General features: G+C 65.1%; 16 protein-coding genes and 1 tRNA gene. 9 read left to right on the top strand and 8 right to left on the bottom strand.

All coding sequences use genetic code 11. The annotated features are described in order from the left end of the window. Positions 1–64: 64 nt before the first annotated feature. The 6 genes from ACEN42_RS16665 (at position 65) to ACEN42_RS16640 (ending at position 6,397) form a co-directional block, all read left to right on the top strand. The gene (locus tag ACEN42_RS16665) at positions 65–871 is read left to right on the top strand and encodes a GntR family transcriptional regulator (protein ID WP_371881878.1); all 807 of its coding nucleotides are present in this window, start codon (positions 65–67) and stop codon (positions 869–871) included. A 68-nt stretch (positions 872–939) separates the two neighbouring features. Further along, positions 940–2,676, top strand: coding sequence for a fumarate reductase/succinate dehydrogenase flavoprotein subunit (locus tag ACEN42_RS16660; RefSeq protein ID WP_371881877.1), 1,737 nt, complete (start codon positions 940–942; stop codon positions 2,674–2,676). Positions 2,677–2,687: 11 nt separating this feature from the next. Then, positions 2,688–2,933 (top strand): ferredoxin family protein, encoded by a 246-nt coding sequence (locus ACEN42_RS16655; protein ID WP_035507254.1) that lies wholly within the window; start codon positions 2,688–2,690, stop codon positions 2,931–2,933. A gap of 13 nt (positions 2,934–2,946) precedes the next feature. Further along, positions 2,947–3,918, top strand: coding sequence for a HEAT repeat domain-containing protein (locus ACEN42_RS16650; protein ID WP_371881876.1), 972 nt, complete (start codon positions 2,947–2,949; stop codon positions 3,916–3,918). 122 nt (positions 3,919–4,040) lie between these two features. Then, entirely contained in the window at positions 4,041–5,936 is a 1,896-nt protein-coding gene (locus tag ACEN42_RS16645) for an FAD-binding monooxygenase (RefSeq protein WP_371881875.1), read from the top strand. Positions 5,937–5,956: 20 nt separating this feature from the next. Next, a complete protein-coding gene (locus ACEN42_RS16640) occupies positions 5,957–6,397 on the top strand; it encodes a MarR family transcriptional regulator (protein ID WP_309884993.1) in 441 nt (146 codons plus the stop codon). Between the two features lie 9 nt (positions 6,398–6,406). On the opposite strand, the gene hfq is transcribed toward ACEN42_RS16640, so the two are convergent. Then, positions 6,407–6,715 (bottom strand): RNA chaperone Hfq, encoded by a 309-nt coding sequence (gene hfq, locus ACEN42_RS16635; RefSeq protein ID WP_051627102.1) that lies wholly within the window; start codon positions 6,713–6,715, stop codon positions 6,407–6,409. A 260-nt stretch (positions 6,716–6,975) separates the two neighbouring features. Further along, positions 6,976–7,860 carry a LysR family transcriptional regulator gene (locus tag ACEN42_RS16630; RefSeq protein WP_238213248.1) on the bottom strand — a complete coding sequence of 295 codons (885 nt, stop codon included), beginning with the start codon at positions 7,858–7,860 and terminating at the stop codon, positions 6,976–6,978. Positions 7,861–8,064: 204 nt separating this feature from the next. On the opposite strand from ACEN42_RS16630, the gene ACEN42_RS16625 reads away from it, so the two are divergent. Genes ACEN42_RS16625 through ACEN42_RS16615 form a run of 3 tightly spaced genes read left to right on the top strand, consistent with a single transcriptional unit; the run spans position 8,065 to position 10,001 of the window. Next, a complete protein-coding gene (locus ACEN42_RS16625) occupies positions 8,065–8,811 on the top strand; it encodes an SDR family NAD(P)-dependent oxidoreductase (RefSeq protein ID WP_371881874.1) in 747 nt (248 codons plus the stop codon). A 38-nt stretch (positions 8,812–8,849) separates the two neighbouring features. Further along, positions 8,850–9,248 (top strand): DUF427 domain-containing protein, encoded by a 399-nt coding sequence (locus ACEN42_RS16620; protein WP_371881873.1) that lies wholly within the window; start codon positions 8,850–8,852, stop codon positions 9,246–9,248. Positions 9,249–9,257: 9 nt separating this feature from the next. Continuing rightward, positions 9,258–10,001 carry an SDR family NAD(P)-dependent oxidoreductase gene (locus ACEN42_RS16615; protein WP_371881872.1) on the top strand — a complete coding sequence of 248 codons (744 nt, stop codon included), beginning with the start codon at positions 9,258–9,260 and terminating at the stop codon, positions 9,999–10,001. A gap of 23 nt (positions 10,002–10,024) precedes the next feature. On the opposite strand, the gene ACEN42_RS16610 is transcribed toward ACEN42_RS16615, so the two are convergent. From ACEN42_RS16610 to fdhE, 6 genes are all read right to left on the bottom strand, one after another. After that, positions 10,025–10,120 (bottom strand) — tRNA-Sec (locus ACEN42_RS16610). 50 nt (positions 10,121–10,170) lie between these two features. Further along, entirely contained in the window at positions 10,171–10,800 is a 630-nt protein-coding gene (locus ACEN42_RS16605; RefSeq protein WP_371881871.1) for a DedA family protein, read from the bottom strand. 40 nt (positions 10,801–10,840) lie between these two features. Next, on the bottom strand, positions 10,841–12,844 hold the full coding sequence (locus ACEN42_RS16600; RefSeq protein WP_371881870.1) for a VTT domain-containing protein: 2,004 nt from the start codon (positions 12,842–12,844) through the stop codon (positions 10,841–10,843). Between the two features lie 35 nt (positions 12,845–12,879). Continuing rightward, the gene (gene selB, locus ACEN42_RS16595; RefSeq protein WP_371881869.1) at positions 12,880–14,787 is read right to left on the bottom strand and encodes a selenocysteine-specific translation elongation factor; all 1,908 of its coding nucleotides are present in this window, start codon (positions 14,785–14,787) and stop codon (positions 12,880–12,882) included. Continuing rightward, on the bottom strand, positions 14,784–16,220 hold the full coding sequence (gene selA / locus ACEN42_RS16590; RefSeq protein WP_371881868.1) for an L-seryl-tRNA(Sec) selenium transferase: 1,437 nt from the start codon (positions 16,218–16,220) through the stop codon (positions 14,784–14,786). The genes selB and selA overlap by 4 nt, the downstream gene beginning before the upstream one ends. After that, positions 16,217–17,191: a formate dehydrogenase accessory protein FdhE gene (fdhE, locus tag ACEN42_RS16585; protein ID WP_371881867.1), complete on the bottom strand. Its 975-nt coding sequence runs from the start codon at positions 17,189–17,191 to the stop codon at positions 16,217–16,219. Before fdhE ends, selA begins: the two co-directional genes overlap by 4 nt. Positions 17,192–17,361: the final 170 nt, after the last annotated feature.

The following is a 17,361-nucleotide window of genomic DNA, read 5'->3' as shown; positions in this document are numbered from 1 at the left end:
ATGCAGCCGGAACCCGCCGCTATAATCGCAACTCGCAGCAGCCGCCTCCTGCCTTCCATCGCTCATGTCCACCCGTCGCCCTTCCATCTCGCCCGAATCGCACGTTCCGCTCTACACGCAGATCAAGGACGTGCTGCGCACCGGCATTCTCGATGGCCGCTATCCGCCGATGAGCCGCATGCCCTCGGAAAGCGAACTGATGACGATGTTCGACGTGAGCCGCATCACGATCCGTCAGGCGCTCGGCGATCTGCAAAAGGAAGGGCTGATCTTCAAGGTGCACGGCAAAGGCTCGTTCGTGTCGCAGCCGAAGACGTTCCAGAACGTGACATCGTTGCAGGGTTTCGCGGAGGCGATGTCGGAGAGCGGACACGAGATCATCAACCGCGTCGTGCAATTGCGCTTCGTGCCCGCGCCCGCGGAAGTCGCGGCGCAACTCGGTCTCGCCGAAGGCAACGGCGTCGCGGAGATTCATCGTGTGCGCCTGCTCAATCGCTCGCCCGTTTCGTACGAAGTGACGTTTCTGCCCGAAGCCCTCGGCAAACGCCTTAAACGCGCGGAACTCGCGACGCGCGATATCTTCCTGATGCTGGAAAACGACTGCGCCGTGCCGCTCGGTCACGCCGATCTCGCAATCGATGCGATCGCAGCCGCGCCGGATATCGCGGATGCGCTCGACGTGAAGAAAGGCGCGCCGCTCCTGCGTATCGAGCGCCTCACGCACGATGCCGACGGCAAGCCCATCGACTTCGAATACCTCTATTTCCGCGGCGATACGTTTCAATACCGGCTGCGCATCGATCGCGAACGGTCGGCCGCAAGCGTGCCGCGCGTTATTCGAAACAGGCAGAAGCAAAGCAAAAACAATTGATTCCCTCGCGGTTCGCGTGCTTCTAGAATCTGGTCCTAACTTGTCATAACAAGTAACGATTCCAGATCATGCAAACCCACGAACTCGAATACGACATCGTCGTCGTTGGCGGCGGCACGGCCGGCCCGATGGCCGCCATCAAGGCGAAGCAGCGCGACCCGAGCTTGCGCGTGCTGCTCATCGACAAGGCGCACGTGAAGCGCAGCGGCGCGATCTCGATGGGCATGGACGGTCTGAACAACGCCATCATTCCCGGCCACGCGACGCCCGAGCAGTACACGAAGGAAATCACCGTGGCGAACGACGGCATCGTCAATCAGGCCACGATCTACGCCTATGCGCGCCACAGCTTCACGACGATCGAGGAACTCGACCGCTGGGGCGTGAAGTTCGAAAAGGATCACACCGGCGACTATGCCGTGCGCAAGGTGCATCACATGGGCGCTTACGTGCTGCCGATGCCCGAAGGCCACGATGTCAAGAAGGTGCTCTACCGCCAGTTGAAACGTGCGCGTGTGGAGATCACGAATCGTATCGTGGCGACGCGCCTGCTGAACGGCCCGAACGGCGAGATCGCGGGCGTGATGGGCTTCGATTGCCGCAGCGCCGATTTCTACGTGATTCGCGCGAAAGCCGTGATTCTCTGCTGCGGCGCGGCCGGACGACTGGGACTGCCCGCATCGGGCTACCTGATGGGCACCTACGAGAACCCGACCAATGCCGGCGACGGATACGCGATGGCATATCACGCGGGCGCGGAACTCGCGAACCTCGAATGCTTCCAGATCAATCCGCTCATCAAGGATTACAACGGCCCGGCCTGCGCGTATGTGACCGGCCCGCTCGGCGGCTATACGGCGAACGGCAAGGGCGAGCGCTTCATCGAATGCGATTACTGGAGCGGGCAGATGATGTGGGAGTTCTATCAGGAACTCCAGAGCGGCAACGGCCCGGTGTTCCTGAAGCTCGACCATCTCGCGGAAGAAACGATTCAGACGATCGAGACGATCCTGCACACCAACGAGCGGCCGAGCCGCGGACGCTTTCATGCGCGACGCGGCAACGACTATCGCACGCGCATGATCGAGATGCATATCTCGGAGATCGGCCTTTGCAGCGGGCACAGCGCATCGGGCGTATGGGTCGACGAGCACGCGCGCACCTCCGTGCAAGGACTTTACGCCGCGGGCGACATGGCGGCCGTGCCGCACAACTACATGCTCGGCGCGTTCACCTACGGCTGGTTCGCGGGCGAAGACGCGGCCGCGCATGTCGCGGGCCGCGCATCGCCGGCGCTCGATGCATCGCAGATCGAGCGCGAACGCAATCGCATATTCGCGCCGCTGTCGCGCACGCATGGCCTGCCGCCATCGCAGGTCGAGTACAAGCTGCGCCGGTTCGTCAACGACTATCTGCAGCCGCCGAAGGTCACGCGGCGCATGGAAATCGGCCTGCAACGTTTCGCCGAAATTCGCGAGGACGTGGAGCAGCTCGCCGCCGCCGATCCGCATGAACTGATGCGCGCCGCCGAAGTCGCCGCGATTCTCGATTGCGCCGAAATGGCCGCGCGCGCATCGCTCTTTCGCACCGAGAGCCGCTGGGGTCTTTATCACCATCGCGTCGACTATCCCGAGCGCAACGATGCCGAATGGTTCTGCCACGCGCATCTGAAGAAGGATGCAACGGGACGCATGACGTCGTTCAAGAAACCCGTGGAACCGTATGTGGTTCCCGTCGACGAGTCCGAGCGCGGCGCGTATTCGCGTCTGCGTGTGGCTCGCACGTCGCAGCCGGTCGCTGCATAGGAGAGAAAGAAATGGCCCTCGTGCCCCGCGAAGCGCGTATGCGCTCGAGCCTTCCCGTGATGATCGACGAAGACAAGTGCATCGCCGACAAGGGCTGCACGGTCTGCATCGACGTCTGTCCGATGGACCTGCTCGCGATCGATCCCGAAACCGGCAAGGCATTCATGAAGTTCGACGAATGCTGGTACTGCATGCCCTGCGAGCGCGATTGTCCGACCAATGCCGTGCATGTCGACATTCCGTATCTTCTTCGATGACGAGAGTTGCCTCATGACGGTTACCAACATCCTCTTCGATCGCCTCGCGCATGACGACGCCGCCGTGCGCCGTCTCGCCGTGATCGAAGCCGCCGATCTCGAAGACGAAACGTGGCTGCCCTTTCTCGCCCATGCCTTGCGTCACGATGCGAATGCCGATGTGCGTCGCACGGCCGCGCAACGTCTCGGCGCGTGGGATACGAACGAAGCCGTCGATGCGCTGTGCGCCGCGCTCACCGATAGCGACGCGGGCACGCGCGAAGCGGCAGCCGAAAGCCTTACCGCGCTGAAGGATCCCGCCGTGGGCGAACGCCTGCTGCCGCATCTCGCCGATACCGATGCCGATGCGTTCAAGCGCGCGGCGCTGCTGCGCGCGCTGCGCGAATTGCGCTTGCCGGAGGCGGCCGCGCCTGCATTGACGGCGTTATCGGATGCGTCGCCGCTCGTGAGGCGTGAAGCTGTCGGCGTCCTCGGATGGCTGCGTCATACGCATGCGCTGGAGCGATTGACGCAGCTCGCGCACAACGATACATCCGCCGATGTGCGGCACGCCGCCGTCGGCGCACTCGGATTCGCCACGGACGATAGCGTGCTCGCCACGTTGACGCACGCGCTGTCGGATGAAGCATGGCGCGTGCGGGAAGAAGCCGCCGCGACGCTCGGCAAGCTGCGTCTCGTTGCCGCCCGCGATGCGCTCGAACGCGCGCTCGCCGACGAATACTGGCAGGTCACGCTACAAGCCGCGCGCACGCTCGGACGTTTGCGCGATGTCGCAAGCACGCACGCGGTATCGGCGTTGCTGACTTTCCCGATCAGCAACGTGCGCAAGGAAGCCGCGCTCGCGCTCGGCGAACTCGGCAATGCCGATGCGCTGGCCGTGCTCGAAGCCGCGCTCGGTGATGGCGATCCGGAAGTGCGCAAGGCCGTGCGTATCGCGATTGCGCAGATCGGCGAGCGGATCGCCTCGCATCGCGTCAGTGGCTGATCATCCACGGACGCGCACCCTCATCAGGGTAAACATCCATCACAAAAGCATTTTCAAATAGTTGGTGTACGGAGTATATTTCTCATCACACACAGACGTGCTGAGGAATGGAGGAAGACACCATGCAATTTCATCTGAACGGTTTCCGCGTCGGCGATCCCACGATCGAACCGGCGGCCGAGGGCGCGCCGCGCGTCGAGATGCCCGAGACAGTCGACGTGCTCATTGTTGGAAGCGGTCCTGCGGGACTCGTGCTGGCGGCGCAACTGTCGCAATTTCCGTCGATCAGGACGCGCATCGTCGAACGTCGCGGCGGTCCGTTGCTGATGGGACAGGCGGATGGCGTCGCGTGCCGCACCGTCGAGATGTTCAATGCATTCGGACTCAGCGATCGCCTTTTGCGCGAGGCCTATTGGGTCAACGAGACAGTCTTCTGGAGGCCCGACGCGCATGATCGCGATGCAATCAAGCGTACCGGTCGTGTTCAGGATACCGAAACAGGCATGTCCGAGTTTCCGCACGTGATCGTCAACCAGGCGCGTGTGCAGGACTATCTCCTCGATGTGATGCGTCGCTCGCCCGAGCGGATCGAGCCGGATTACGATCTCGAAGCCATCGACATTCAACGCGACGATGCTCACGAATTTCCGGTGCGCGTCACGTTGCGCCGCACCGATGCAGCGCGGCTCGGCGAGCAGGTGACGGTGCGTGCGCGTTATGTCGTCGGTTGCGATGGCGCCCGCAGCGCCGTGCGCACGGCCATCGGACAAACGCTGCGCGGCGATGCGGCCAACCATGCGTGGGGCGTCATGGATGCGCTCGCCGTCACCGACTTCCCGGACATCCGGCTGAAGGCGGCGATCCAGTCCGCGAGCAAGGGCAATCTGCTCATCATTCCGCGCGAAGGCGGCTATCTGGTTCGCTTCTATGTCGATCTCGGCGAGGTCACGCCGGAGAACCGTGACGGCATCAAGCAGATTTCCGTCGATCGCATCATCGAAACGGCGCAGCACATCCTGCATCCGTATTCGCTCGACGTGAAAGAAGTCGCGTGGTTCTCTGTCTACGAAGTGGGCCAGCGTCTGACCGACCGCTTCGACGATGCGCTCATGGCCGATGGAACAACTCGCGATCCGCGCGTGTTCATCGCAGGCGACGCCTGCCACACGCATAGCGCGAAAGCCGGCCAGGGCATGAACGTATCGATGCAGGACGGCTTCAATCTCGGCTGGAAACTCGGCGCGGTCTTGCAGGGCCGCAGTGACGCGGACTTGTTGCGCACGTATTCGGATGAGCGTCAGCCCATCGCGAAGGCGTTGATCGATTTCGACAAGGAATGGTCCGCGATGATGGCCGCGCCGCCGAAGGATCCGAATCGGCCGGAAGCGGGCGGCGTCGATCCTGCGGAGCTTCAGGCGTATTTCGTACGTGCGGGCCGATATACGGCCGGCCTCGCGACGCATTACCGGCCCGGCGTGCTGACGGGCGAAACGACGCATCAGGCGCTCGCCGAAGGCTTCGTGATCGGGACGCGCTTTCACTCGTCGCCGGTGGTTCGTATCGCGGATGCAAAGCCCGCCCATCTCGGACACGCGGCCCGCGCCGATGGCCGCTGGCGTCTGTACGCGTTCTCGGATGCGAAAGGCACCGCGCTCGATGCACTCTGCCAGCATCTCGCCACGTCGCCCGATTCCGTCTTGCGGCGCGTCACGCCAGAGAATGCCGACATCGACAGCGTGCTCGATTTCCGCGCGGTGCTGCAGCGGCCTCATCGCGATGTGCGTGTCGAAGACCTGCCTGCGCTTCTGCTTCCGCGCAAGGGACGCTACGGTCTCATTGACTACGAGAAGGCATTTACGAACGACGCAGCGACTGATATCTTCGGCGAGCGCGCCGTCGATCGCGAACGGGGCGCACTCGTGGTGGTCCGTCCGGATCAATACGTCGCCCACGTTCTTCCGCTCGATGCCTACGAGGAACTGGCCGCGTTCTTCCGGCCGATATTCCGCACGCACTAACCCACTCCGACACTGCGAAATTGCCGATCAATAAAAACGAGCCCGAAGTGCGCCCGACATTCACGGGCAGCCTCGTGCGCCGCGCCCAGCAGCGCCACGTGGCGGTGTGGCTCAGCGAAGTCTCCGCCGAAATCACGAGCGTCCAGTACGCGGCGCTCGAGATCCTGCACAGGACGCCCGGCGTCAACCAGCGGCAACTCGGCGATGAACTCGACGTGGACCGTTCGACCATCGCCGATCTGGTCGCGCGGATGGTCCGCAACGGCCTCGTCGAGCGCTCCGACGATCCCGTCGACAAGCGCAGTTATGTGCTCTTTCTCACGGCGGCCGGCAAGAAGCAACTGGCCGCGTTGCGCCCGCGTGTCGAAGAGGTCGAGCGCATCCTCACGACGAGGTTGACCGCGCGGGAAAGCGCGGAGTTGCGGCGGCTGCTTTCAGCGTTACTGCCGCCGCGCGAGTGACACGGGCACTTACTGCGGTCCGCGAGTCCGATTCGGTCTGCCGCCAGCGCCGGGACGCGTTGAATTGTCACGCGGGCCGGATTTGTCGTGAAAATTCGGCCGGCCGGCCGGGCCGTGATCCTCGCAGATCGTCGAGATCGCGTGTTTGAAAAGCACCTGCGATCCACTGGTCGAGTTGAGGTAGACCATGTAGGTATCGAACGACTGAATATGGCCGGTCAGCTTGATTCCGTTGACCAGAAAGATCGCGACGCGTTTGCGCTCTTTCCTGAGTGCGTTCAGAAAATCGCCTTGAATACCGGGAAGACTATTGGACATTGATGATCCATGTTGAACCGTACAAGGACCGTTGGCCGACGTATTTCTCCGTCAGCGGAGCCTGCGTCCCTGTCCAGTATGTATTTGCTCGATGAGCCATTATCGCCTTTCCGGCGCGGCCGTCACCGAAAAAGAAAAGTCCCGTGGTGCAACGATGTGTTCAACCACGCGAACCACCGACCGCCTGGAAATTTTATTCTCACAATCAGCCATTTTATACGCACTTTTCCCTTAAGCCGCGGCGCTCCGGCGCGGGTCGCTCAGTTTGCGGCGGTCAGTTCATCCGCTCTGGATAAAAACATTTTCAGCACCGGCGATGCATTCGAACGGCTGTAGCCGAGCGCAAGATCGACGGTGGGCGCTTCGCCTTCCAGCGGCCGGCTCACTACCGACCACGGCAGCAGATTGTTCGCGTACTCGGGCATCAGCGAAACCCCGCGCGTCGATGCGACGAGCGACATGGCCATCGCGAGATTGTCGACGCCATGCTCGGGCTTCGGATCGATGCCGTTTTCCCGCAAATATTGCGCGACGACGTCGTGCAGGACACGCGCCTTGTTCGACGCCATGACGAAGGTCTCGCCCCGCAAATCCGACGGCCCGATGGCGCTTTTCGCCGTCAGCCTGTGATCGCTCGGCATCAGCACGACGAGTTTCTCGCGATGGATCACGTGATATTCGAGGTCCAGCCCCGGCTCCCTGCGCACGAACGCAAGGTCGAGCTTGCCGCGCGCCACGGCGTCGGCGAGATCGGGCGAGTAGCCGCTCGATACCGTCACGTCGATGTTCGGCAACTCGTCGCGCAATACCTGCATCGCGCGAGGCAGCCACGTCATTTCCTGCCCGGTCAGAAAGCCGAGTGCGAACACCTGTTTGGCGGGGCTCGCTGCGCGGCGCGCCGCCTCGACGGCCGCGTCGACCTGGGCCAGCGCGAGCCGTGCATGGTCGAGAAACGCCTTGCCGGATGCCGTCAGCTCGACGCCGCGCGCACTGCGGCTGAATAGTTCCGCCCGCACTTCGTCCTCGAGATCGCGAATCTGCCGGCTGAGCGATGGCTGCGACGTGAACAGCCGCTGCTCGGCGGCGACCGTGAGGCTGCCCGTTTCCGCGACGGCAACGAAATAACGCAGATGGCGCAGCTCCATCGTCCCTCCTGTTCTGTCCAATTCGCGGGCCATGCTTTCGAGGCATACCCGCCAGCCTACAAAGTCTTTTTTCTTTGCGCAAGCGAGGGCTAGATTGCTCATCAGCAGTCGCATTCGGCGCTGTCGATTTCAGCAAAGCGGTTCTTCAGCCATACGCCGAAGTTATCGCCCTCTATCCCTTCATGCGAAGAAAGGAGTCTCGTCATGAATGACCTCAATGGAAAAACCGCGCTCGTCACGGGCGCATCCCGTGGCATCGGCCGCGCCATCGCGCTCGCGCTGGGCCGCGCCGGTGCACGCGTGCTCGTGCATTACAGCAGCAACGAGGCGGCCGCCGATTCGACCGTCGCTGAAATCATCGCGAGCGGCGGACACGCGCAGAAAGTCGCCGCCGATCTGCGCAGCGCCGACGGTCCGCATACGCTCGCCAGTCAGGTGCGCGCCGTGGTCGGTGGACGGCTGGACGTGCTCGTCGCGAACGCGGGCATCGCGAAAGCCGCGAGCATCGAAGATACGACGGTCGAAGACTTCGACGCGCTCTTCGCCGTCAACGTACGCGCGCCGTTCTTTCTCGTGCAGCAGCTTCTGCCGATGCTGACCGACGGCAGCAGCGTCGTGCTGCTTTCGTCGCTGGCGTCGCGCGCGTCGGTCGGCGAGCTGGCCGCGTACGCAGCGACGAAGGGCGCGGTCGATACGCTCGTGCGGCACTTCGCGTCCGCGCTCGGCGAGCGTGGCGTGCGGGTGAACGCCGTCGCGCCCGGCGTCGTCGCGACCGACATGTCGAGCTTCGCAAGCACCGACGAAGGCCGCGACTACACGCTGAGCCTTCAGGCGCTGAAGCGCATTGCGCAACCTGAGGACATCGCCGGCGCGGTGAGCTTCCTCGCGTCCGACAAGGCGCGCTGGATCACAGGCGATACGCTGCGTGTCGACGGCGGATCGAAACTCTAAGTATTATTCGTTATCCGAACTAATTCAGGAGCCTCACCATGTCCACAACTACCATCACGAACACGGCGCGAACCGTGAAGATTCCCGGACCCGATCATCCGATCACGATCGAGCGCAATACTTCGCGCGTCGTGGTTACCATCGCGGGGCGCATCGTCGCCGATACGCGCGATGCGCTGACGCTGCGCGAAGCGCATTATCCGCCTGTGTTCTACATCCCGAGAAAGGATGTCGATATGGCCCAGCTCGAACGCACGGACCACGCGACCTACTGCCCGTACAAGGGCGATGCCGCGTACTTTTCGATCGCCTCGGGAGGCGAGCGCGCCGTCAATGCGGTCTGGACTTACGAAGCGCCCTATCCCGCGGTCGAGCCGATCCGCGAGCACCTCGCGTTCTACACCGATCGCGTCGATTCGATCGAAGAACATGCATAAGGAACCGGCATGAACGACCAGAAAGTAGTACTCGTCACCGGCGCGTTGAGTGGCATCGGCCGCGCGAGCGCGCTCGCCTTCGCGCGCTCGAACGCCAACGTCGTGATTTCGGGCCGGCGCGTGGACGAAGGTCACGCGCTCGCCGACACGCTGCGCTCGCTCGGCGCGCAAGCGGAGTTCATCGAGGCCGATGTGCGTATCGAAGAGGACGTGCAGGCGCTCGTCGATTATGCGGTCGCGCGCTTCGGAAGCCTGGATATCGCGGTGAACGCGGCGGGCATCGAAGGCGAGTCGATGCCCATCGTCGAGCAGACGGCCGCGCGCTACGCAGCCGTGTTCGAGACGAACGTGCTCGGCACCTTGCTCGCGATGAAGCATGAGTTGCGCGTGATGTCGGCGCAACGCGGCGGCAGCATCGTCAACGTGTCCTCGACGATGGGCGCGCGCGGCGCGGCGGGCGCATCGCTCTACGTCGCGAGCAAGCACGCAGTCGAAGGGCTGACGAAGTCCGGGGCGCTGGAAGCCGCCGCTTTCGGCGTGCGCGTCAACGCCGTCGCGCCCGGACCCGTGCAAACGCCGATGCTCGACCGGCTCACGCAGACACCGGAGCGCAAGGCCGCGTTTCTCGACACGGTGCCGCTCAGGCGCGCGGGCACCCCGGAGGAAATCGCCGATGCGATCGTGTATGTGGCGTCGGCCAGTTTCATGACGGGGGAAGTGCTGCGCGTGAACGGTGGCCGAACGGCGGCATGACGCGGCTTCTCAAGAAGACCAACTGGCGGAAGGCAGCCAGAGTCGAACTGACCAGAGAGTGTCTGACACCCCCTACCGGGTTTGAAGCCCGGCCGCACCACCGGATACGGATGCCTTCCCTGACCCACGGCGAGAATCCGTCCGGGCGTCCGATTATAACGGCGCGTCGTCACCCGCCGCTATCGTCGGGATGCGGGTGCGCACGCGGCTGTCTCCGCCGCATCAATCGATAAATGCAATACAGCAACGCCGCCGCCACGAGCACATCCACGACCGTCGCGCCATGCGATTCGAGCGCGAGCACGGCGAGATGCAATTGATGCTCGAAAAGCGCGCCGCCCAAGAGCCAGAACGACGCCCACGCGACGATTCCCGCCGTATCCCAGAAGAAGAACGCGAGCACCGCGATCTGCGTCGTGCCCATCAGCGGCGGCGTGACGAGCCCGAGCCCAGGCACGAACTTCGATACCGCGACGATCGGCGCGCCGTGCCGCTCGAACAACTCGCCCGTCGTGCGCATGCCGCTATCGACCGCATACGATCGTCTCGACAGCGCCGCGACGAGCCGCCGCCCGTAGATGCGCCCCGCCGAGAACCACACGCTGTCGCCGAGCAGTGCGCCGCACAGCGCGGCGAACAGCACGTGCCCGAAGGACAATCGTCCGCTCGCCACGGCCGAGCCCGCGAACACGAGCAACGGCGCGGAGGGCAGCGGCACGCCAAGACGCGTCAAGAGGACATTCGCGAACACGGCCGCGCTGCCCCATTGCACGATCGCCGACGGCGGAATCTGGATCAATCGGCACCTCTCGATGACCTGCGACGCATCAATCGAAACCTCATTCGGACCTCGACTCGACGAGCATCACCGGCACGCTTCCACATCCCGCACTACTCGCAATTTCGATGCCGCGCCAAGGCGATGCCTCGCCCTGATCGAAGGCCATCGGATCGACGCGCCGGTCCGGTCTCAGCACGTTGAACGGCCACGACGGACGCCGCAGGCGCTCGTGCACGACCGAACCGAGCCAGATCGGCGCAGGCGGCGCGCCCGCGCCCTGCCGCACTTCGTAATGCGTCGGCCAGAAGCGCAGCACATCGCGCTCGTCCGCGCCACGGGACGAGCGCGCGAACACGAGCTTCGACGGCTCGCCGTTATTCAGGCGCGGCAACGCGGGCAATTCGATCGCGGGCGCATTCGGCAACACCACCGACATCACGCTCTTCAAGCTTACATGCGATACCTCCGTCCAGCCGCGCGACATCAACTGCGCGCGAATCTGCTCGGGCGTCGCCGCCCATTGCACGGTGATCGGCTCGCGACGATCGCCCTCCATGTTCGCCCGATAGCACGAAAACGTGCGCCACACGGTATCGGTCCACTGTATCGGCGTGATGACGACGGTCGAAGGCGCGGCGCTGTGCGCCTCCGTGTCGTCGCTCAGTTGCAGCGCGACGCTCGCGCAGATCACGGCCAGCACGGCGATCGGCATCAGGGGCCGCGGTTTCGGCTTGCCGGGGTTGCGCCATACGGCCGTGAGCGCGATCAGAAAGACCCACGCGGCCGCGAGCGCCGCGCTGCCGAGCGCATCGGAGATGGTGAAACGGCCGAAATACAGCCCCGCGAGGCCGACCGCCGTGACGATGGCCGATGTCGCCGTCGCGATGAATACGCCCGTCAGCAGGCCCACGCGCCGCAGCAGCAAAAACGCGAGAAAGCCGTAGATCACGACGGTCGCCGCCACATGGCTGCTCGGGAAGCTGTGCTCCGTCGGCGCGAAGGAAACCGGCACCGGCTCGTGCGCGGTGAAGCGGATCGCCGCGACGAGCAACTGCGAAAACGCCACCGCGACGACCCAGTATGCGACCGTGCGCCAGCGCCGCTCGAAGCTCATCCATACGATGACCATCGCGCCGAGCGCGAGCAGCGTTTGCGTGCTGCCGAGGGTCGCCGCGCCGTCGAGGATCGAATCGGCCCAGGTCGAGCGGAACGATTGCAGCAGCCGATAGATCGACACATCGACCTGCACGATCGATGCGCCGCGCGCGACATTCGCGAGCACCGAGAAAAAGAGGATCGCGGAGGCGAGCAGCAGCACCGAGATCGTCACGATGAGGCCGGTCGCCGGATTGCCCGGATCGAGCGCGCGCGACACGAGCCGCGCCGGCAGGCCGTCGCCCGTCTGCGCCCACGCGAGCAGCGCCTCGCGCGACGCGATGGTCCAGCGCATCGCGTGCGACACGATCAGCCGCGTGAGATTGAACACGATCCAGCAGAGCGCGGTGACGATGATGAGGATCACGACGAGCCGGATCGACACCGCGCCCGCCAGCTCGATCGACGCGCCGAACACGACGCCCGGCAGGATATGCGTCGGCGCCCAGATGAGCGCGCTCAGAATGTTGACGACGAGGAACCGCGCGGGCGTCATGCCCGCGACGCCCGCGACGACGGGCACGACGGCGCGCATCGGCGCAACGAAGCGCGCGAGCACGACGCTCTTCGCGCCGTGCGCATCGAAATATTTTTTGCCGGCGACGAGCGCGCCCGGATGCGCGCGAAACGGCCACATCTGCGCGATCCTGTCCGCATAGTGCTGGCCGAACCAGAAACTCGCGGCGTCGCCGGCGATGGCGCCCGCGATCGCGCAGACGAATACCCAGCCGAGATTCAGCGCGCCCGCGCCGACGAGCGCACCGGCGATGAACATCGCGGTGCTGCCCGGCACGAAGGTGCCGATGAACGCGACCGATTCGAGAAACGACGCGAGCAGCACCACCGCGAGCGCCCACTCCGGGTGGCCCGACAAGAGGTGCAACAGCTTGAAGTAGGAATGCTCCATCGTGATCGACAGGCGAATGCGCTAATGCGCAATCGTCAGACGGACTCTTGCCAGCGGCTATCGCCGCGCAACAGGTGAAGGTCGCGGTGGAATCGAGTGTACCCAACCCGGTCGAAGAACTCCAAAATCTGTATCGCGCGTTTGCGGCCGAGCGCACTCGCATCGCGGAAAGCGGCCGCGCCGATCGCGCCGCCCTGCGTTTGCGCCTGCTGTGCGACGAGTTCCGCCAGCGCGCCGATCGACGCGCGGCAGTAGAACAGATCGCGCACGACCTGATACACGTCGCCGCGCCGTGCGAGCTTTTTGAGGAGCCTGCGCATCTCGTCCTCGCCGATGCCGTGCGCGCGGGCGAGATCGCGCACCCACGGCGGCTCGAAACGCCCTTCTTCGAGCGATGCGAGCACCGCGCGCGCCAGCGTTTCTTCCCGTTCGTCGAGCGTCACCGAGTGCGATGGCAGATGCAGCCACGGCCCGCTTCTCGCAATCGATCCGCTCGTCACCGCATCGTCGACGAGCGCGCGCCACAGCGCATCGGGCGCGAGCGGCGCGGCCATGCGGCGCAGGCGTGCGGCGTCGGGGCCCTGTTCATCGGGAAAGCGTTCGTGGAATGCGGCGAGCGCATCGATGAGACGCGCTTTCATGGCGTCCCAATGGCGCGCTGCAATGTAAAGCGTGTCCTCGTGCGTGGAAACGGCGCGCAGGCCTTCCGGCGATATCGATCGTCCGCGCAGATGCTCGATCAGCGAGCGCGACAAGCCATACGGCGCTTCTTCGAAGAGCGCATCGACGCGGCCCGTGTCCAGCATCGCGACGAGCGCATCGAGCCATGCGCGGCGTTGCGGCGTGCGGCGCTTGCGGGCGGGCGCGAACGGATCGAGCACGCGGCCGCCGCCGACCGTCCGGTTCGCCTGCGCATTGCGCACGATGAAGCGGTCGCCGGGCAGCGCGCAAACGGCTTGATCGAAGACGAGCTGCACGCGCGCGGTGTGCCCCGATGCCAGCGTGTCGGCTTCGAGCAGCGCGACATGCGCGACGCGATGCGTCGTGCCGAGATGCACATGCAAGGGCGCCCAATGCGTGAGCGTGAGCTGCGCGTCCGCGAGCAAGGTCAGTTCGACGTCGAGCCGTTCGGATGCTCGCGCGAGCCGCGTATCGACGATCCAGTCGCCACGCGCGAGCGCATCCTTGTCGATGCCCGCGAGATTGAGCGCGCAGCGCTCGCCTGCTCCACCCGTCTGCGCCGCGCGGTTCTGCGCGTGAATGCTGCGCACGCGCACGGGCGCACCGGACGGTTCGCGCGGCGCGAGCGCCAGCATGTCGCCGACGTTCGCGCGGCCCGCGAAGACCGTGCCCGTCGCGATCGTGCCTTGTCCCGTCAACGTGAACACGCGATCGACCGCGAGCCGGAAAAAGCCGTCGTCGCGACGCGTGCGCCAGTGCGCGGCGGCATCGCGAAGATGCGCGTCCAGTTCGGCGACGCCTGCATCGCCGGCTCTGGTTGCATCGGTGTCGAACAACGGTGCGCCGCGCAACGGGCCGTCCGCGAGCAGCGCTTCGATTTGCGCATGCACCTCGCGCACGCGCGATGCCTCCACGCGATCGCATTTGGTCACCGCGACCGCGCCGCGCGTCACGCCGAGCAGTTCGAGTATCGCGAGATGCTCGCGTGTTTGCGGCATCACGCCATCGTCGGCGGCGATCACGAGCAAGGCGAAGTCGATGCCGCACGCGCCCGCCGCCATCGTGTGCACGAGCTTCTCGTGTCCGGGCACGTCGATGAAGCCGAGCACGCCGCCGTCGTTCAAAGGCACGTACGCGTAACCCAGTTCGATCGAGATGCCGCGCGCCTTCTCTTCCTTCAGCCGATCGGTGTCCACGCCCGACAACGCGCGCACGAGCGTGGTCTTGCCGTGGTCGATATGCCCCGCCGTGCCGACGATCATTCGCGTGCTTCCAGTTGCGCGACGAACGCGGCTTCATCGGCTTCTTCGAGACAGCGCAGATCGAGCCGCAATGCGCCGTCCGCGATGCGCCCGAGCACCGGCCGCGGCAAGTCGCGCAGCCGCTTCTCGATGCGGTTGAGCGCGCCGCCCGGACGCTTGCCGCTCGCGAGGCGCACCGCGAGCCCGTAGCTCGGCAACACATCGACGGGCAACGCGCCGCTGCCGATCTGGCTGAACATCGGTTCGGCGCCGACCGTGAACTCGCCGCCGACAAAAGCCTGCAGCGCAGGCTCGATGCGCTCGGCCGCGAGCCTCATGGCATCGGCGGGGCGCGTGAGCAGGCGCAAGGTCGTGAGACGTTCGGCCAGCGTTTCGGGCGCGCGATACAGGCGCAACACCGCTTCGAGCGCCGCGAGCGTCAGCTTGCCGACGCGCAACGCGCGCTTCAGCGGATGCTTCTTGATCTTCGCGATGAGCTCGCGCCGCCCGACGATCAGCCCCGCCTGCGGGCCGCCGAGAAGCTTGTCGCCGCTGAAGGTGACGAGATCCGCGCCCGCCGCGACGGTCTCGCGCACCGTCGCCTCGCGCGGCAAGCCCCATTGCGCGAGATCGACGAGCGTGCCGCTGCCGAGATCCATCGCGACGGGCAGCCCGCGCGCTTTCGCGAGCGGCGCGAGTTCCGCGAGCGTCACTTCCTTCGTGAAGCCGCTCACCGCGTAGTTGCTGCAATGGACCTTCATCAGCAGCGCGGTTTTCGCGTTGATCGCTTCGTCGTAGTCTTTCAGATGCGTGCGATTCGTCGTGCCGACCTCGCGCAGCTTCGCGCCCGCGCGGCTCATGATGTCGGGGATGCGAAACGCGCCGCCGATCTCGACGAGCTCGCCGCGCGACACGATCACTTCCTTGCGCGATGCGAGCGCGGACAGCGTGAGCAGCACGGCCGCCGCGTTGTTGTTCACGACCGTCGCGGCTTCGGCGCCCGTCAGCTCGCAGATCAGGCCGTTGATGAGATCGTCGCGATCGCCGCGCGCGCCCGTGTCGAGATCGAATTCGAGATTCGCGGGCCGCGTGAGAATCTCGGCCACCGCCCGCACCGCCTCGTCGGGCAGGAGCGCGCGGCCGAGGTTCGTATGCAGCACCGTGCCCGTCAGATTGAAGACGCTGCGTACGTTGCTGCGCGCGCGCTTCGCGAGCCGCGCATCGACCGTGCGCGCGAGTTGCGCATCGCTCAGGGCATCGACGGATGCGCGGCCTGCCTGCGCATCGGCGCGCCATGCATCGAGCGTTTCGCGCAACGCGGCGAGCGTCTGCGTGCGCCCGTATGCGGCGATCACCGCCTCGAATTCCGCCGACGCCAGCACGCGCTCGACCGATGGCACGCGGGCCATCAATGCGCGCAGTTCGCCGCCCTCGCCGCCTTTGACGTCGCTCATCGATCGTCTTCCGAATGTTCGGGCCACAGCCACGGATGCGGCGACGCGCGCCGATAGCCGGCTTCGCCCATCAAGAGGTCGAGCGTGAGGCTCGCAAGATCGTCGGCATACGGCTCGAAATCATAGGCCTTCTCCTGATAGCCGATCTTGCGATACGTGCCGCATTCGTCGCACGACTCCGCCTTGAGCGGCGCGCCCTTCGCCCTCGCGGATTTCTCGCTTTCGGGTTCGTCGCCGGTGCCCATCACGTGATACGCGATGCCCTTGGTCGAATCGCAGTTCGTGCATTTGGCGCGGACCACGTGAAGCTCCGTCGCGCAGAGGCCGCATTGCGCGTAGCGATAGCCGTCGTACACACCGCCGACGCGCACGATGCTCGCCACCGGCACCGAACCGCAGACGGGACATACGCCGGGCGTGTCCAGATACGGCACGTCGTTCATGTCGATGCGGCTCGCGAGATCGGTCCACACGACTTGCAGCGCGGCCGCGATGAAGGGCGCCGCGGCCGGATCGATCTCGGCGAAGCGCAGCGCGAGGATCGCGTCGGCGTGACTGTCGAGCGTGGCGGCGTCCAGCGCGCGCAGGCGGCCGACGAGTTGCGTGAGCGCGGGTGTCAGCGCGCCCGCGGCCTCGATGCTGTCGAGCAGCATGAAGAGCACGTCGCGCCACGCGGGATCGCGCGCATCGCTAAGCGCGGGGACGATCGGCATCGAATGGCGCTGGTTCAGTTCGATCGATGCGCGCGAAGGCATCGGCGCATTGAAGCTCGTGAGCACGCGCTGCTGGGCATCGGCGAGCGCGGCCATCAGGCGCAGATAACCGGCGATGGGATTGCTCGCGTCGGCGAGTTGCAGAAGACGCGCGGCGCGCGCGGCGAATATCGTTGCGCGCTCCGGCATGCGCAAGCGCGGAATCGCCGATGGATCGAGCGATTCGATTCGCGCGGCTTCGACTATGCGTTGGACCACGGAAGGTTTCCTCGCGGAGTTCTGATTCTGGTTGCTCGACGCTCCATCCAAGGATATCAGCTTGTTCGAAGGAGCAGACTGACCGAATTGCCTGCTCCCGGTCAGCCAATGTATCTACAATGAAGATACATTGGCGTTGACCGCCGAGGCCAACGTATCTACAATGGAGA

Origin of the sequence: Caballeronia sp. S22 (genome assembly GCF_964261745.1) — a bacterium.
Taxonomy (GTDB): domain Bacteria; phylum Pseudomonadota; class Gammaproteobacteria; order Burkholderiales; family Burkholderiaceae; genus Caballeronia; species Caballeronia jiangsuensis.
This window is presented reverse-complemented; position numbering and strand designations above follow the sequence as displayed.

Coding starts and splice junctions, on each gene's coding strand:
- ACEN42_RS16645 (WP_371881875.1), top strand. CDS start 4,041: ATGCAATTTCATCTGAACGGTTTCCGCGTCGGCGATCCCACGATCGAA.
- ACEN42_RS16615 (WP_371881872.1), top strand. CDS start 9,258: ATGAACGACCAGAAAGTAGTACTCGTCACCGGCGCGTTGAGTGGCATC.
- selA (WP_371881868.1), bottom strand. CDS start 16,220: ATGAGCGACGTCAAAGGCGGCGAGGGCGGCGAACTGCGCGCATTGATG.
- ACEN42_RS16650 (WP_371881876.1), top strand. CDS start 2,947: ATGACGGTTACCAACATCCTCTTCGATCGCCTCGCGCATGACGACGCC.
- ACEN42_RS16660 (WP_371881877.1), top strand. CDS start 940: ATGCAAACCCACGAACTCGAATACGACATCGTCGTCGTTGGCGGCGGC.
- ACEN42_RS16625 (WP_371881874.1), top strand. CDS start 8,065: ATGAATGACCTCAATGGAAAAACCGCGCTCGTCACGGGCGCATCCCGT.
- ACEN42_RS16655 (WP_035507254.1), top strand. CDS start 2,688: ATGGCCCTCGTGCCCCGCGAAGCGCGTATGCGCTCGAGCCTTCCCGTG.
- ACEN42_RS16630 (WP_238213248.1), bottom strand. CDS start 7,860: ATGGAGCTGCGCCATCTGCGTTATTTCGTTGCCGTCGCGGAAACGGGC.
- ACEN42_RS16620 (WP_371881873.1), top strand. CDS start 8,850: ATGTCCACAACTACCATCACGAACACGGCGCGAACCGTGAAGATTCCC.
- ACEN42_RS16665 (WP_371881878.1), top strand. CDS start 65: ATGTCCACCCGTCGCCCTTCCATCTCGCCCGAATCGCACGTTCCGCTC.
- hfq (WP_051627102.1), bottom strand. CDS start 6,715: ATGTCCAATAGTCTTCCCGGTATTCAAGGCGATTTTCTGAACGCACTC.
- selB (WP_371881869.1), bottom strand. CDS start 14,787: ATGATCGTCGGCACGGCGGGGCATATCGACCACGGCAAGACCACGCTC.
- ACEN42_RS16600 (WP_371881870.1), bottom strand. CDS start 12,844: ATGGAGCATTCCTACTTCAAGCTGTTGCACCTCTTGTCGGGCCACCCG.